1 protein-coding gene (cut by a window edge) is annotated in these 18924 nt (G+C 67.4%); it reads left to right on the forward strand.

Features of this window, described 5'->3' with window-relative positions; genetic code table 11:
• A protein-coding gene (locus AC6LKD_RS18445; protein WP_498117047.1) for a DUF4347 domain-containing protein crosses the window boundary here: on the forward strand, positions 1-18924 show its 5' portion. Its footprint extends 13269 nt past the window's final position; 18924 of the gene's 32193 nt are visible here — the first part of the coding sequence; it begins with the start codon at positions 1-3; its stop codon lies beyond the right edge, outside the window.

The raw sequence follows: 18924 nt of genomic DNA on the forward strand, positions 1-18924 counted from the left end.
ATGAGCATGAAGAAACTGGCGCGCAAACTCTGGACCGGCCGTTCCTCCCGCGAGGTGCAGCAATCCCTGTTTCGCAGGCGGCCGCTCTTCGAGGCGCTGGAGCGCCGCTATCTCATGTCGGCCGAATTGCTGGTGCCGCCGCCGCCGCCCGCCAGCGACCAGGCTCCGGTGGTGGCGCCTGCCCATCCCGGGGCCGGCGGTCCGGCCGCCGGCGCCCAGGGCAAGACGCCCAGCGCGCCCGGCTCGCATCCCTACCTGGTGGAGCGGGCTGCCTTCAAGGCCGCTACCCAGCACAGCGAGATGCTGACGCTGGAGCAATACGCCAAGGCCAACGCCACGCGCCAGGGCGATGCCAAGGCCTGGCTGCCAGGCCAGGAAGCGGGACAGGCCCGGCCGTCCGCGATGGCCGCCAACATCCCCGGCTACACCACGAACTCCGAACAGACGCCGGTGCGCCAGATCATCTTCGTCGATCCGGCGGTGGACAACGCCGAGCAGATCGTACAAGGCCTGTATGGCTTGATCAGCGGCAAGACCGAAGGCCTGGACGGGCTGGCAAGGCCCACCGGCGACGGCCCGCAATTGCAGGTGCTGCGCAGCCACGACACGGAGATCATCGTGCTGGACGGCCGCTACGACGGCGTGGACCAGATCACGCAGGTCCTGGGCCAGCATCGGGACCTGGCCGCGGTGCAGATCATGAGCCACGGCAGCGTTGGATCGTTGACGCTGGGCACTGCCGCGCTGGGCGCCGGCCAGCTGGACGCCTATAAGGATCAGTTGCGCGCCTGGGGCGACGCCCTGTCGGATGATGGCGACATCCTGCTCTATGGCTGCAATGTCGCTTCGGGCCGCGCGGGCATCGCTTTCGTGGACAGCCTGGCGGCCATCACGCGCGCCGACGTGGCGGCGGCCACGCATACCGTGGGCAGCGCCGCGCTGGGCGGCGATTGGGCGCTGGATTACCGCCGCGGCGTGATCGACGCCAACACGGTGACGGTCGCCAGCTGGAACGGCGTGATGGCCAGCGCCGCCGGTCTGCAGAGCGGCGGTTCCACCTTGCAGGGCGTGGCGGTCAATGAACATTTGATCGGCTACGGCAGCAATAACACATTCGTGTTCGACAACAATTCCACCGCGGCGCTGACGACGATCGAAGTGCGCCAGGGAATGAAGCTGGAGAACGGCGTCTGGATACGCAACGAAGACGACGACAATAGCAATAACACGCTGGATTTCTCGGGCATCCGGGGCAATGTCACGGCCATCATCAGCAGCAACGACGCCTACCAGATCACGTATTCGACGGTGGATGCCGGCAACAACTGGACCCAGCGCGTCGTCAACGTGGTGTTCAAGTCGGCCGACGGTACGCAAAGTCTGAAGATCGGCGACAAGACCTTCAACCTGATCGGCACGGCGCAGAGCGGCAAGACCATATTGGACTACAGCGGCTATGCGACCGGCGTGACGGTCGATCTGTCCGGCCCCACGGCGGACTCCAATGGCGAAGAAGTTCCGCCGCCGCCGCCGACCGGATTCGGCTATGTGCGCGCGATCAGCGGAGTCAAGGGTTCCACGCAGGGCGGCAACAGAATCACGGTGGTGGGCGACACCACGGTCACGATCAATAACTCGCAAGACATCGTCAAGGGCAGCGGCGGCGGCAATACCTACATCGCCGCGGGCGGCACCCTCGGTTTCACCCTGACCCAGCAGGCCGGCCAGAGCGGCAACACACTGGACCTCACCCAATTCGGTACTGATGTCACGGCCCGCGTGCAGACCGGCGGAGGCATCAGCGTCTTCATGGGCGCGGGCGTGGCGGCCGACGGCAGCGTCAACGGCCTGGCGACTGCGCTGGTCAACAACCTCGATGTACAGATGTTCTTCGGCGTGGCGGGCAGGACGACGCTGGATTACTCGGGCTATGAAGACAACGTCACCGTCAACCTGAACTTCCAGGACGGCAATACCGGCCTCTACGACGCCAGCGGCCTGGCGGGCGTGCTGAACATCAGCAACGTCATCGGCGCGGGTGGCGACTATGGCAACGACATCGTCGGCAGCCTGGGCGACAACATCATCACCGTGGCCTACAGCCGCGGACAGAACCGCATCAGCGGCGGCGGCGGGAACGATCTGGTGATCGGCAACCTGGCCGCAGGCGGCGCAACCGAATACATCGCGGGCGTGGAAAGCGACGCCGCGCTCAGTGGCGACAAGACCTCGGCCACGTTGACGAACATGCCGCCGGGCGCGGGCACCGCAAGCACGGTGACCCTGCGCGGCGTGAACGCCGTGACCTTGCAGGACTATCGCACCATCGACGCCGCGGCAGCGGCGGGCAGCACGAATCACGCCGCCACCAGCGTCACGCTGGACGGCACGAACTACCGTGGCGACCTGACGCTGATCGGCAGCGCGGGCGTCAACGTCCTGCTGGGCGGCCTGGGCCACAATACTTTTACCGGCTATCAAGGCGCCAACCAGCTGTGGGCGCAGGCGGGCGCGCAAAGCAACACGCTGGACGAGAACGGCCAGTGGAATTTCACGCTTACCAACAATCAGCTGTCGGCAAGCTACGCCTCCGATGGCACGCCCCTGGGTACCGGGGTGCCGGTTCCCACCTTGAGCAATACGCTGAACGGCGCCTTCAGCCAGGCGCGCCTGAACGGCGGCCTGGGCTCGACGCTGATCGATGCGTCGGCCTTCAGCGGCAATACGGTGCTGGTCAGCGGCCTGATGGCGGGCGGCGTGATCCGCGCGGGTTCGGGCGACAACACCCGGCACCAGATCATGCTGCTGGGCGGCCGCTACAACCTGTACGGCGGCACGGGCACCAATGCGGCCACCGAACTGGTGGTGGCGGCCGACGGCCTGACGGGCACGGACGGCGCGGGCTACCAGTCGCAGATGGCGGCCAGCGGCGGCGTGGGCTATGTGTCGTTCCAGCAGACGGGCGCCACCGGCTGGATCCAGCGCGCGGCCAACGAGTCCCAAACCACCGCTTCCACCTATGCCGGCATCTCCAGCGTGCGCGTCATCGGCGGCGAATACGGCAACTGGATCGATACCTCGCGCTTTGCCGGGGCGGCGGTGCTGGACGGCATAGCCGGCTTGTCCAACTATTTCATTATCAGCAATGCCTACGCCACCCAGGTGATCGGGTCCGCGGGGTCGAACACGATAGAGCTGTTCACCGGCGGCAGGAGCGTGTCCCTGGACAATAGCCAGGTGAAGATCGGGGCGGGCGCGTCGCAGGTCAACAGCACGTTCACCAACGTCAACGACTTCCGCTTCGTGGTGGAAGGCAGCAGCGCCAACATCGTGGACACCACGGCCCACACGGGTGTGACCACGCGGACCTATCTGTCGGATCTGAGCTCGGGCTATACGCCGGCGGAAGGGCCGGCGCTGGCGTTCGTGTTTCCCAACCACGCTAACGCGCGGGTCGATGTTGGCCTGGAAGGCGTACGCACCATCCAGGACCTGCTGGACGCCATCGGTGCCGGCATCATGGTCAACGCGGCGGGCGAGCCGCTGCGTATCGCGGTCGGCGGCCCCAATGCCGGCAAGCTGATTCCGGCCAGCGACAGCAGCACGCCTTGGGATTATCTCTACGCGCTGACGGCCAGTCTGGACGTGCAGGGGCGTCTGCAGATCAGCTACAGCCAGGACGCGATTGCGGCAGGCTACTCCGGCGTGTTCTCGCTGGCGCCCGGCATGCAGACGGCGCTGAACGCCGACGGCACGGTGTCGAATTCGACGGTCAGCCTGTCGGACGCGGCCTACAAGCTGGGCCTGATCGCGGCCGGACAGGTGCAAAGCAGCTCCAACGGCACGGGCGTTCTGACGGGCGCGGCGCTCGCCATCGGCCATCAGACGCAGTTCGTACTGGCTGGCTCCAACTCGACCATCCGCTCAGGCGGCGGGGAAAATACGTTCGTCGTGAACTATGGCCAGCCCGGCCAGAATACCGGCGCCGGCAACAGCATCGCCACGCAATCCGGCGCGCGCAACAGCCTGGTGGTCAATACCGGCGTCGGCGCGGTGCTGTCGAACGCCAATGTGCACTATGTCGATGGCGGCTCCAATAAGAGCCTGGTGACATTCGCGGGCGCGCCATTCTCGGACGCCACGGTCATCGCCACCAACACCAGCGGCGCGACCACGCTGGACGCCAGCATCTGGACCCCGGCCGTCACGCTGGCCACTCGCGGCGGCTACGACACCCTCAAAGGCAATACCAGCAACGTTTCCTTCGTGGTGACGCAGCCGGCGGATACCGCCGCAGGCACCGTGACCGTGACGCTGGCGTCCAACAGCGGCACAGGCAACAGCCTGCAGGTCATGGCGCTGGGCGGCAGCGCCGCCTTGTCGAATCTGATCTCCACGACCGGCACGATCGCCGGGGTGACGCTGGGCGCGAATACGGACAAGTTGGATTACGTGCTGGACATCGGCAGCGGCACGCTCGATCAGGCGTTGACGGTCAGCGGCCGCAACGTCATCATCCGCGGCCAGTCGTACTCGGTGCTGCAGAACATTACGCTGGATGCGGGCTATGCCCTGCGTCTGGAAGGCGAGAAAATCACCGTCGGCGCCAGCAACGGCGCAAATATCGTGCTGGCGGCCGGCGCGATCGAGCTGGCGGCGCAACGCTACCGCCCATGGCGTAGCGCGATGGCCCAGATCTACAAGCTGGACGCCGCCATCACGGTCAACAACGCGACGCTGTGGGCCAAGGACACCGGCGGATCCGGGGTCAGCTTGACCAGCAAGATCGATAGCAAAGACTACGATCTGGATCCGCTGATCAAGAACGGCGCAAACCAGGGCGGCGTGCTGGGCGGGCTGGCGGGCGGCGTCAACTCGGCCTTCGACGCCCTGATGAAGTTCCTGGACGGCGCCAGCGCCATGGCGGCCTGGGCCGGCATTGAATACAACTCGTCGATCAAGGTCGGCACGCAGGCGCGGCTGGTGTCCAACGGCGACGTGAGCATCACGTCCACGACGTCGGCCACGGTCAAGCTGAGCCCCTTGGTCGCGAAGATCGCCGGCATAGCGGTGGGCGTGCTGCAGAACAAGTCGACCATCGATGTGCAGGGCACGGTGATCGCATCCAAGTCGATCACGATCAAGTCCGATCTCACCAACGAAATGGAGATCGCGCTGCTGCCGGGCCAGGTCGGCGCCGTGCCGGCGGTGATCGGCGTGGGCGTGGCGGTCATCATCAGCGAATCCACCGTGCACATCGGCGCGGGCGCCAGACTGGAAACCGGCTTGCTGCATGCCACCGATCCGATCACCCACGCGCTGAGCGGCGTGGGCGGAGACGTGACGATCCAGGCCCTGACCAGCCACAAGAGCACGATTTCGATATCGGCCGCGGGTGCGATGGCCGAAAGCGACGACACCAAGCCGGTGACGGGGGCCGACGGCAAGATCGATCCTTCCAAGGAAGCGGGCAAGTACAAGGCCGGCTACGCCAAGGTCGGCGTGGCAGTGGGCTTTGCGTACAACCAGCTGACCACTGAGGCCTTTATGGACGGCACGGTGGTGGCGCGCAATGCGGGCAAGGTGACCGTCGAGGCCAAGGCGCAGGACGCCGGCAGCGCCATCGCCGTCAAGACCATACTGGGCGGCCGCGCGGCCACCGGCAGCGATTTCCTCACGGCGGCGCAGACCGAGGCCAAGAACGCGGCCATCGCCAAGACCGTCAGCCCCATCGTGAGCGGCGCCCTGGGCGGCCTGGGCACCGGGGCACAGTACACCAAGAGTTTCTTCAGCGCGCTGGTGTCGGATAGCCGGGGCGGCAAGTTCGGCGACAAGATCAAGGAAATCAAGCAAGAGAAGGATTTCGAGGACCGCGCCAAGTACGACTCCGACATCCAGAAAGAAATCGACAACCCCTCCACCGAGTTCCAGGTCGGCGCGGCGCTGGGCATGTCGATGAACAACATCACGACCACGGCCCGCATCGGCAACGGCGTGGCGGCGGCCACGGTCAGCACGGCGGGCGGCGACGTCATCGTCAATGCGCAGACGCAATACAACACCAAGCTCACGGTCATGAGCGGGGTGGATGACCAGCCCATCGCCGACAAGCAGGCCTTCCTGAAAAAGAAGAACAACCTGACGACCAACCAGCCCGAGCGCGCGGCCGGTCCGGACGGTTCCGACTTCGGCGCCGCGGCTGCCGTGGTCATCGGCATCGACAATGTCAAGACCCAGGCGACCGTCAGCCAGTTCGCCACGATTACCTCCCAGGGCGGCGACGTGGCGGTCACCGCCAGCAGCCTGAACCAGATCGACCCGAAAAAGCTGTGGCTGGTCAATCTGTACGCGCCGTTCGACGGCATCAACACCAAGTGGAACGACGCGGACGGCACCAAGGCAAAGGCGGAGGTGGCGGGCAAGGCGGCCGCGTCCTTCCTCAACAATCTGCAGGCCACGCTGACCAGCACCGGGGGCATCTCGTCCAGCTTCAGCAGCTGGGCCAGCGCCACGGCCAAGAGCAAGAAGCTGGCCCTGTCCGGCGCGTTCACGGTGCTGGTGCAGGACACCAAGACCCAGGCCCAGGCCGCGGGCAAGATCAATACGACGCTGTCCGGCGGCACGGCCGGCGATGTGACGGTGCAAGCGGAAAACTCCTCGCAGCGCCTGAACCTGGTGGGCAACATCATCCTGCCGTCGATATCCCTGGGCGGGGCGAAGTCGCTCCAGCAGGCCGCTCCCCGCGGTGCGTCCGAGGGCCGCTTCAGCTATGGCAAGGACCGGGTCAAGGGATTCCTGACGCCGAAGTACCAAGGCTTCGAGTACGGCAGCAGCTCGAAGGAAGGCTCGGCCATCGGCGTGTCGGTGTACGTGAACGCGGCCAGGCACGAAACCCGTGCCGTGGTCAGCGACACTGCCGAGATCAATGCGGGCAAGCTGACGGTCGATGCGGACAATGAACTGATTTCGGTAACGCTGGGGGCATCGGGCGGCCAGGCCAAGACCCTGGCGCTCAACGGCGTGGTGCTGGTCAACTCCACCAGCGCGACCACCCTGGCCCAGGTCGGCCGAGGCGCCCGCATCGTGGCGGCAGGCGCGGCGGACATCCAGGCGACGGATGCGACCTGGGTTGGCACGGTGGCGGGCGCCGCCGCCGGATCGCAGGCGGTGGGCGTGGGCATGAGCGTGTCCATCAATGACGTCAACCGCTGGACGCAGGCCCTGATCGGCGACACGCTGCGCGCGGCGGATGGCGCGCCTACGGCCTTGCCGGTGGGATCGTTCTCGGCGGCCGCGCTGACGATCCGGGCGGAGAACAAGGGCTTTGTCGGCAATCTGGCCGTGGCGGGTTCGCGCGTGTCCAGCCCGGTGGCGGGCGCGGGCGCGGGCGGCGGCACGGGGGCGGGGGCGGGCGGCACGGGCGGGGCAGGGGGTACGGGTACCAGCCTGGACAACCTCAAGCTGCCCACCGGTCAGGGCGATGCGGCGCCGGGCACGGACAGTTCCGCGCCTGCGTCAACCACCGACCTGGGCTCCAAGCTGGAGGGGCTGAGCGGTCAGGTGACTCAGCTGACGCAGGATGCGGGCGCGGCGCCGGGAGGCGGCTCCGGCAGCCAGCAATCCAAGGCTGGCGTAGCCATTTCGGGCGCGGTGGCGGTCAACATGGTCAGCGACTTCGCGCAGGCCTACGTCAACGCCGCCGGCATGAAGATCACGATAGGCGGGGACGCCAAGGTCGAGGCGCAAAACGGCACCCATACGCTGGCCCTTTCGGGTTCGGCTGCGCTCGCGCAGTCGGATAGCGCAAAGTCCAACGTGGGGGTCGCGGGCGCCTATAGCATGAACATGCTGGGCGGCGAAGCGCGCGCCCAGGTGCTGGCCGTGGGCGAACTGGTGGTGGCGGCGGATCTGGCGCTGGCCGCGCGGCGTACCGGCGTGGCCGTGACCATCGCCGCCGGCATGGCCGGCGCCAAGGGGCAGAAGGGCGTGGCGGTGGCCGGTTCGGCCGCCGTCGGCGTGGCGGATTACGCCAACATCGCGCTGCTGGGCAACGCAGCCAAGGTCAGCGCGCGCGACGTGACGCTGGAGGCCCGCGACCTGAGCGTGCTGGCCACGGTGGCGGGCGCGGTCGCCAGCTCGGACGGCAAGGCCGGCGTGGGGGCGGCGGTCGCGGTCAACGTCAGCACCAGCAAGGTCGAGGCGGGCATCCGCCAGGTGACCGAGCTGTTGTACACGGGCCGTGTCGATGTGTCGGCGGAATCCACCCAGGTTGCGGTGGGCTTCGCGGGCGCGCTGGGCGCGGCGCGAGATGGCGCGGGCGTGGGCGGATCGGTGTCCGTCAATGTCATGTCCAACCGCGTCGAAAGCTATCTGCTCAACAGCAAGGTCGTCTATGACGGCGCCGCCAGCGGCAGCCATGACGTCACCGTGCGGGCTCAGGACAAGACCACGCTGGTCGCCGTTACCGGCGCTGCGGGCGTAGGCAAGAAGGCGGGCGTGGGCATCGCCGTCAGCTACAACGAAATTGGCAACGCCGTCATGGCCGGCATCCAGGGTTCGACCGTGGATACCGGCGGCCATGGCGCGGTGAAGCTCACCGCCAAGGATACGTCCTCGCTGGGGGGCGGAGCGGTCGGCGTCGGCGTGGGCATGGGCGAGGCGAAGTTCGCGGGCGCGGGCTCGGTGCAGGTCAACCGCGTCGGGTCCGCCGTGGCGGCCTATGTGCTGCCGAGCCGCGACAGCAACGGCGCAGTCACGGCGCGCAGCCGCATCGACGCCTCGTCGCTGACGGTCGAGGCGACCGAGAACAATACGCTGGTCGCGGTGACCGGCGGGGTTGCGGTCACGGCCGGCGGCTCGGTGGCCGTGGGCGCGTCGGTCAGCGTCAACGAGTTCAGCTCGCGCACCAGCGCGCTGATCGAATACGCGGATGTGGACGTCACCGGCAAGGTAGACGTGTCGGCGCATTCGTCGCCGCTGCTGGTATCGGTGGGGGCGGCGGGCGCGCTGTCCAAGAAGTTCGCGCTGGCCGGAGCGGTCAACGTCAACATGATGCGCGCGGCCACCGAGGCCCGCATCAGCGACAGCACCGTCAAGGCAGGTAGCCAGGCAGGCTTCACGGGCGACGCCGTGCGCGTCAATGCCTCGGACGCGTCGGCCCTGTACGCCATCACGGTGGCGGGCGCGATCGCGACCCAGGGCGCGGCGGTGGGACTGGCCGTGGCCGTCAACATCATGGGCGGCAATACGGCTTTCGACCGTGATCTGCTGGCCTTCAACAATACGACACTGGCCGATTCGGGCGCAGCCGTCACCACCGTGGGCGTGGCCGACAACGGCGGCGCCGCCGCCAATCCCAAGGTCGCGGCTTCCATTCTGCGCAGCGACGTGCATGCGGTGCAGGGCAACGTCAACGTATTCGCCGGCCTGGTGGACCCCATGGCCGCGGGCGGCAATGCCCAGCTCAACGGCGGCGGCCAATTGCCGGTGGGCGACGGCGACATCCGCGTGGACCAGGGCGGCAGCACGCTGACCTTCACGGGCGATGCGGCGGCCGTCATCAACGGCGCCAAGGACGATAGCGGCAACGCCGGCATGCCGGCGCAAACTGGCGGCACGGGCGGCGAATTCTCGGGCTGGCAGACCGGCGACGGCGTCTACCTGAGTTCGGGCGCCGGCAACATCACGCTGGCAGACGGCACGGCCTTGCGCAATGACCGCGTGTACTACGTGATCCGGCGCGAGGCTCCTGACGGTCAGGCCATCATCCAGCTGGCGGATACTCAGGAAGACGCCCTGCGCGGCAAAGCGCTGCAATTCGGCAGCGTGACCAACCTGGCCGCGATCGGCTTCGCGCATGTACGCATGCAGGAAGCGACCAGCGTCAACCTGCAACCCTTCCACGGCGTGGATGCCGGCGCGACGGTGAATACCGGCGCCAATACGCTGACCCTGGCGCTGCCGTTCCCGGGCGTGCAGGAAGGGGCGGCCATCGTTTACAGCGGTTCGGTCGGCGCCAACGGCCAGATCGAGGACGTGCTGGCCAACCGCATCCTGGCCCAGGGCAAGGATGTCTTGAAAGTCGGCGTGACCTATTACGTCGTCAACCTGAGCGCCGACCAGCGTTCGTTCCAGCTGCGCGACGGTCAAGGCAACCTGGTCGATTTCAGCGGCGCGGCGGTGGGCGGCGCGCTGCAGCGCTTCAGCGTCAACAATCCGGCGGGGGCGGCCCTGAACGCGGACGGCAGCCTGACCTTGCCCAAGGCCCATGGCCTGGCCACGGGGGACAAGGTCGTCGTCAACCTGGCGGCAAACGGCGTGCTGACGGGCCTGTCCGACGACCACGTCTATGTGGTTGAAGTCGTCAACAGCACCACGCTGCGCTTCAAGGACGTGAACGGCGCCGCGGTGACGTTGGGCAAACTGGCCTATGTGCCGGAGTTCAACGCCGCCACCAAGCGCTACGAGTATTTCCTGACCGATGCCAATGGCGTCAAGCTGCTGGACGCGCAGAACAAGCCGATTTCGGTCAATCCGGACGCGATGATCGCGTTCACGCAGGTTGCGCTGGTGCGCCAGACCTCGCAGACCTCGACCAGCACGGGCAGCGACGGCACCCAGAACACCAGCATCACCCAAGGCACGCCGACCGACGCAACGCTGTCGGCTTCCTCGGCCCAGAGTCAGGCCATAGGCGAAAACAGCTTCTCGTTCGCCAGCGACGCGGGCTTGGCCACGGGCGACGTGGTCATCTACCGCAGCCAGGGCGCCAACATCGCTGGCCTGGTGGACGGCCAGCGCTACTACGTGATCAATGCCTCGCAAGGCGGCGGCTTCCGCTATCAGCTGGCGAGCTCGCTGGAGAATGCCCGCGACGGCATCGCCATGAAGCTGGGCGCGGCCACGGGCACGGGCGGCATCAGCCTGCAGAAGGCGGTGGATCGCATCACGTCCGGCGGCCTGATCTCGCTGGACATCGGTTCGCTGACGCAGGGCCATGCGCTGAGCAACAGCATGTTGAGCATCACGGTGGCCGGCGCGGGCGGCAAGTCGCTGGGCGGCGCGGGCGCCGTGGGCGTGAACATTTCGCGCTCCGAGGTCAGTGCCATCATCGACAACACGGGTGCGGCGGCCGGACAGAAGCTGCGGGCCGAGGCTGGCGTGGTGTCGGTGTCGGCGCAGGACGCCAGCCGCATCGTGACGGCCACGGGCGCGCTGGGCATCTCCATCACCCAGGGAGCATCGGCAGCCATCGGCGCGTCCGTGAGCGTGGCGGACATGCGCAATGGCGTGCGCGCGGCGATCGCGCAGGCGACCGTCGAGGCCCAGGCCGTGCAGGTGCGCGCCGAAGAGCGCGCCAGCATCTACAACGTGTCGATCGGCCTGGCCGGCGGCGCGGGCGTGGCGGTAAGCGGATCGCTGGCCGTCAACACGATCCAGAACACGGTGCACGCGCAGATCCGCGACTCGTCGGTGACGGCGACCTCGGGCGATATCCGCATCGTCGCGCGCGACGTCGCCAGCATCGCGGCGTTGGCCGGCAATGTGGCGGTATCCGTGGGCGGCCGCGTGGCCGCCGGCATGGCTTTCGCGGTCAACCAGGTCTTCGATACGGTGTACGCGGGCGCGCTGCGTTCTTCCTTGTCGGCGACTGGCGATATCGTGGTGCAGGCCGCCTTTGCCAAGCCCGATGACTTGTCGCCCGGGTTGAATGCGCAGATTTCGGCGATGGCGGTCAGCGGCGCGGTCGCGGCCGGTGGGTCCGGCGCCAATGTGGGCTTTGGCGGATCGGCTGTGCTGAACTGGATCGCCAACAGCATCAAGGCCGAGATCGGCGAGACTGCGGTCGGACAGGATGTTGCGGCTGGCGGCGATATCGTGGTCCGGGCCAGCGACGAATCCACGATCAACAGCCTGGCGGGCGCGGTGGCCCTGGGGCTGGGATCGCAGGGCGCGAGCGTCGCGGTGGGCGCCAGCCTGTCCTACAACTATCTGGGCGGCGCGCCCGCGGGCAACGCGCGCGAGCACTCGATTTCGGCGCAGATCCGCGATACGCAGGGCGCCGTGCGCGGCGCGCACGTGGAGGTGGCCTCGCTCTTCAAGGGGCAGATCCACAACGTGACCGTGGCGGGCAGCGTGGCCGTGGGTACGGCGGCGGTGTCGGTGGGCGGCGCGGTGTCGGTCAACCGCCTGAACAGCAAGAACGACGCGGGCATACGCAACGCACGCCTGGTCGAGGCGCTGTCGGCAGGCGGCGCGCCGGGCGTGGCCGTGCAGGCGCGCGACGACGGCTATGTGCTGGCCGTGGCCGGCGGCCTGGGCGTGGCGGTGTCGCCGGGCAGCGGCGCGGGCATCGCGGCCGGAGTGTCGGCGACCCACAATACCGTCAACAACCAGACGCGGGCGTATATCGACGGCAGCAGCGCCGGCAACGGCAACCTGAATACGGCCATCGGTTCGGCGCATGGCATCGCGGTGGACGCGATCAACGAATCGCGCATCGTTTCGGTATCGATAGGCGTAGCGGCGGCAGTCGCCGTGGGGCAGGGATTCGCCGGGGCGGGCGCCGGCGCGGGCAGCGGCAATACCATCGGCGGATCGGTGGAGGCCACGCTGAAAAATGTGGTCCCGCTGAACAATGGATATATTGCCGGGGACGTACGCGTCAACGCCGAAAACACGGGCAGCATCGTGGCCGTCGCAGGTGCCTTGGCGGTGGCGGTTTCCGCGGGCGGCATGGGCGCGGGCGCGTCGGTGGGCGTGTCGGTGGCGATCAGTGAAATCAGCACGACAGTGCGCGCGCTGGTCGAAAACTCCGTGATCCGGACGAACGGCACGGGTCAGGGCGTAACGGTGTCGGCGTCGGACCGGGCCACGATCACGGCCATTGCCGTTGGCGGCGCGGTCAGCGTGCAGGCCGGCAGTGCAGGCGTGGCGATCGCGGTCGGCACCAGCGTTGCGGTCAACAAGGTTTTCAATACGGTGCATGCCGACATCCGGGGCGGCAATATCCAGACGGCAGGAGCCGGACTGTCCGTCAGCGCGAGCCAGCAGGCCGACATTCTGTCGGTGGTGTTGGGCGCGTCCGTGGCGGTGTCGGTGGGCGACAGCGCCAATGCCGCCATCGGCGGCGGTGGCGCGTTGGCGCGCAACGTCATCTCGGCCAGCGTGCAGGCTGGTATCTCGGATGCATTCATCAGCACGGAGGGCGCGGGCGGGACGAAGGGCGGGCTGGACGTGCGGGCCCTGGGCCTGTCCCGGATCAACGCGGTGGTGCTGGGCATGTCCGCGTCGGTGTCGGTCAGCCACTACGCCGCCGCTTCGGCGTCCGTGGGCGTGGCCATGGCGGAAAACGTCATCGGCTACGACGTCAACAGCGCCGGCCAGGTGGTCGCGTTGGGGGCCGGCCGGCCGGTCAACGAGATCACGGCGTCGATCGACCGCAGTACGGTGACCGCGGGCGCCGTCACGGTGGATGCCAGCAATGTGAAATTCAAGGGCGATGGCAGCGTCGACTGGCAACAGAGCATAGACGCCGTGGTGGTGGCGGGCGCGGTGGCGGTATCGGTGGCCTACGCGCCGCCTATCGTCGATGGCGCCAGCCTCGCGGTATCGGGAGCTGGCGCGGGGGCGCGGGCGGTCAACAAGATCAAGACCGCCATCACGGCCCGCATCACCGACCAGAATCAGGCCCACGCCTGGAACGCAGCCAGTGTGTCCGTCATGGCGACGGACCAGTCACGCATAGACAGCACGATTGCCGCCGTGGCAATTTCGGTGGCGGTGTCGCTGGGCGCGACGGCGTCGCTGTCGGTGGCCGTGTCGCTGGCCCAGAACGAGGTCGCCAACGACACGCTGGCCAAGGTGGATGGCGTGAACTTCACCGGCGCGCCGGTGATCACGGTCAAGGCGGATAGCCAGGCCAGCATCCACACGGTTGCGGTGGCGGTGTCGATCGCCGCCGGCGTCAGCCTGGGCGGGATTTCGCTGGCGGGCGGGGGCGCCGACGCGCACAACGTGATCGGGTCGTCCGCCGTGGCGATCATGAGCAATTCGCGCGTCAGCGGCAATGGCGCCAACGCGCTGACGATAGACGCCGGCATGAGCGGCACGATCAAGGCCACGGTGGTGGTCGCCAGCGTGGCCTTCACGGCCGCGGGCGGCTCGTTGGCCATCGGCGCTTCGCTGGCCGAGAATGAGATCACGCAGGCGGCAGGCGCGCGCGCCAGCCTCGCCAACACCCAGGTGTCCAATCTGGGCGCCATCAACGTCACTGCCGATACCGTGCAGACGCTGGAAGCGGTGGTGGTGGCCGGCGCCGTGGGGATCGCGTATCAGGGGGCTGCGCTCGCCGCGGCCGGATCGTCGGCCTATAACACCTCGCGCGCCGTCACGCGCGCCGAGGTCAACGGTTTGACGCAGATCGATCCCGACGTGCGCGCCGCGGACAGCTTGTACATCAAGGCGTCCAATCAATCCACTCTCAAGGCCACCGCCGCAGGCGCAAGCCTGGCGGGCACGTCCCAAGGCCTGGCGTTGTCGGTCGGCGTGGCGCTGGCCAGCAACAAGGCGCTGGGCGCGGTCGAGGCGGCGCTGTCGAATTCGGTGCTTAGCGCCGGCGCGGGGGCGCAGATGGCGCGCGCGACCATTGTCGCCGAGGACACCGCGACCCTGGAGGCCAAGGCCATCGGCGCGTCGCTGGCGTTCGCAATGCAGGGAGGATCGCTGTCGGTGGGCGCTTCGGTGGCGCGCAACGTCGCCGCCATGAGCGTGCAGTCTTCCGTGACCTCGTCGACGCTGAAGGTGTCGGACGCCGTGGCGGTGTCGGCCAAGGAAACCGTGACGCTGGACGGCGTGTCGGTCGCTGCCTCGGTGGCGGCGGGCTTTGCGGGCGTGGCGGTGTCGGGGGCGGGCGCCGAAAGCACGCAGACGGTCGCTAACGACGTAGGCGGCTACATCAGCGGATCCGTCATCACGGCCGGCACGGGCGTGTCGGTCAAGGCGGACAACAGCTCCAGCATCAAGGCGGTCAGCGGCGCGGTGTCGGTGAGCGTCACGGGCGCGGGCCTGGGGGCCAGCATCGGCGTGTCCATCGCCCGGAATACTTTCGGCGTGCACGCTGGCGACGGCGTGAACCGCTCGAACCGCGCGCTGGCCTACATCGAGAACAGCACTATCTCCGTCAATCGCGGCAATGTGGACGTGCTGGCCACGTCCAGCGAAACGCTGACCAGCGTCAATTTCGCCGGCAGCGTGGCGGTGGCGGGTTTTGGCGGGTCTGCCGCCGGTTCCGGGGTGCAGGTCAGCAACCGTTTTGCCACGGCGACGTCGGCCTATATCGCGGGGTCGCAGGCCATAGCCGGCATCTCCGGCGGGGCCGGCTCCATAAATGTGCGCGCCCAGGACAGCAGCACCATCCTGAAGTCCGGCGCCTATGGCGTGGCGGTGGCGGCCTCGCTGCCTGTGCCGGGAAATTTCGGCTTGAACCTGGCCCTGGCTGTGACGCTGGTGGATAGCGTGGCGGCCAACGAGGTCAGCGCGTATATCGATACCGCCAGCGGCAGGAACGTCGGCGCGCAAGACGCGGTCTCCGTCGTGGCCGTCGAGAAGACCGAATTCAAGGGCCTGGACGCGGTCACCGCCTCGGTGGCGGTGGGTGGCGGCATCGCGGCCGCGGGCGCGGGGGTGCGAGTGACCAACACCACCCGCAACAATGTCAGCGCGCGGATTTCGGGCACGGGCAAGGTGGGGGCGCTGGGCAAGGTCGAGATCAAGGCCGATACCCAGGTCCGCGCCGACATCGACCTGACCCAGGTCAGCGTTGCGGTGGGCATGGTGGGCGCGGCGATCGGCGTAGGCATTGCCGAGAACATCGCGCGCGACGCGACCACGGCAACCGTGGACGGCGCGACCGTCAGCGCGCCGCTGGTGGACATGAACGCGTTGGTGAGCGTGGACTTCGGCCAGACCCAGACCGCCGGCGTGGCCGCCACCACGGGGCTGGCCGTCAATGTGAACAAGGCGCTGGTGGACATCGCCACGACAACCCTGGCCGAAGCGCGCAATGGCGCGGTGCTGCAGGGCCTGTCGGTCACCGCCCCGGGCCAGGGCGAGACCCCGGGCATGGTCAATATCAACGCGCAGGGCACGTACTACGGCCGCGCCTATTCGAAGGCGATCACCGGCGGCGTGATCGGTGTGGGAGTGATGAGCGCCGAAACCCGACTGGGCGGCTCGCTCAAGGCGTCGGTGGATAACGCGACGCTGCAGGGCGCCATCATCGGCGTTACGGCAAAGGGAACCACCGAGCGCAACGGCGAGGCGGGCCTGCTGGCCGAGGCCCGTTCGCTGGAAGTGGGCGGGGTGACGGTATCGATAGACAGCGCCACGCTGACGACCGCGCTGGATACGCGCGTGCAGATCGGCAACAACGCCCGCATCGATGGCACCCTGCTGAGCATCACGGCGGACCAGGTGCAGTCGGTGGACGTCAAGATGGACGCAGGCACGATTGCGCTGGTGGCCGGACGACAAGGCAAGATCGATGTCGTGGTGGGCGGCAAGTCCGCCATCGACATCGGCGGCGGCGCGCACGTGATCGGCAACAAGCTGGATTTCCGCAGCAACAATACCGTGCGCGGTACCTCCACCCTGAGCGGCTATTCGGTCAGAGTGGCGGGGGCCGACGTCAGCAAGCACACGGTCACGCTCAAGCCCGAGTCGACCATCAGCGTCAGCGGGGCGCGGCAGGCCGGCAGCACGATCGATACGGCGGGCATGACCGTGGTGCAGGCGCGGGGCAATTTCGATACCCCGGGCATGCTGGACCTGGTGGCGACCAACGACATCATCTACACCCAGCGCAACAAGATCACCGGCGTGTCCGGCGTGTCCGTGACGCTGTCGACCAACAAGCTCAGCACCGACGGCACGCTCGCCCAGGTCAAGGTAAACGGCGCATTCCTGCGCAATGCCTTCGGCGACGTGGTCATGGCCGCGAACACGCGCGGCGTGACAACCACCATCAGCGATCTGCTGGTGGTTTCCGTGTCCAGCTTCAGCAAATCGGACAGCAACAACGATCTGACGGTGCGCAACGCCATCCAGATCGACAATGCCTCGATTGAAGGCGACAACATCCTGGCGCTGGCAGGCAACGGCAAAGCGACCGATCCGCTGTCGACCGGCTATCTGCTGGCCAACGATAACGTGTCGTTCACGCTGGTCGGAATCGCCCAGGTGCCGGCGGTTGACAGCGGCGCCAAGGCGCGCCAGATCAACACTGTACTGATCGACGGGGTAGCGGCCAACGGCTCGCTGCTCAAAGCCCACCGCAACGTGCGGCTGGAGACCAATCCCTCGAAGCTGGACCAGGCGCGCGTGAACGGTTCGGTGCAGGTGATCGGCCTGAACCTGAATCCCACGGTCAAGCTGGCCGACGGCGTGGTGGACACCACGTCCAGCAGGGTGGCCACGGGCGCGGCCACACGCATCATTGCGGGCGTGAACAATGCGGCCAACCTGTTCGTGATCCCGGCCGAACTGCTGGAGCAACTGGGCTATACCAGCGCCACGCTACCCGCTGCGGGAGCTCCTCTGCGGTTCGACTCGAATTCGCCCGCGGTCAAGGCGATCCTGGAGAAAATGCTGGGCGCGGGCAAGACCAGCCTGGACGGAGCGCCAGGCACGGTCAATATCGACGTGCGCTATGAGCTGACGGCGTTCAGCGCCAGCGACATCAAGGTCAACGTCACGGCCGGGATGATCATCGAGCACAACGGCAGCTACTACCGTTACAACAGCCCGAACAGCCGCGATCTGGATCTGGCGGCGGAGGACTACGCCAATAGCAGCTATTGGATGTACTTGAGCAATCCGACTGCCACCCAGGTGGGCGACGCCCTGAAGTCGAACTTCGGCAGCACAGCCGCCGGCAACGTCGGCAAGCTGTACTTCGTGCTGAAGACGGTGGACATCGCCCAGCCCACGCTGCGCTACGCCAGCCAGCAGAATGTCATCAGCGAGCAGATCCGCACGCTGACGCGGATGCAGGCCGAGCATGCCTCGAACCCGCAGGCCGTCGCGCGCTATCAGGCCAACATCGCCGCCTTGCAGCAGCAGCTGCAAAGCATCCAGATGGGCGTGAAGCTGCAGAACGGACAGATCCGCTACCTGGATTCGTTCAGCACGTTCTTCATCGACATGCCGGATATGTACGCGTCCGGCGGCTCGGTCTATGTGAACGCGACTGATACCGGCGGCGTGTACCGGTCGGGCATCGACGCCCGCGCCAACACCCAGATCAATATCGTCAACGACTCGCCGATGCTGATGAACGTCAGGGACGCGGTCGTGCTGGACGGCACCATCATCCGCCCGGGGTCCGACGGCCAGCTCAAGGTCTTCAAGACCGGGCACCTGTACGTCAACGACGTGTCCGTGAAGGGCGCGTCGGGGGCCGACACGGCCGAGGTCAGCATCAGCCAGATCAAGAACGGCTGGGCCGCGGACCCGTTCGGCGGGGCCTTGAACGATCCGTCAGACCCGGACAGTGGCCTGGCGAAGATGATTGCGAACGCGCCGGTCGACCTGAGCCTGATGGGCGCGGTGGTCAACCCGCTGGGCAAGGTGTCGGTGGTCAACGCGCTGGGCAGCATCAACGTGTCGGGAACCATCCAGGCGCTCAGCCTGGACATCGTGGCCAAGGGCAACTTCAGCCTGCAAAGCGAAGGCTGGTACAACTCGGGCGTCGATCCCACGTTCCTGAACGACAAGTGGCAGAGCGTAATCAACGCCCTGAAGAACAGCGGCGTCAGCACCGGCATCGATGACACGATGCAGAACGTGCTGCTGAAGTGGGGCTACACCAAGCTCGATCCGTTCTCGAAGTACCTGAATGACAATCCGGCAGCGCGGGATTCGCGA

The organism is Achromobacter sp. D7-1, from assembly GCF_059760445.1.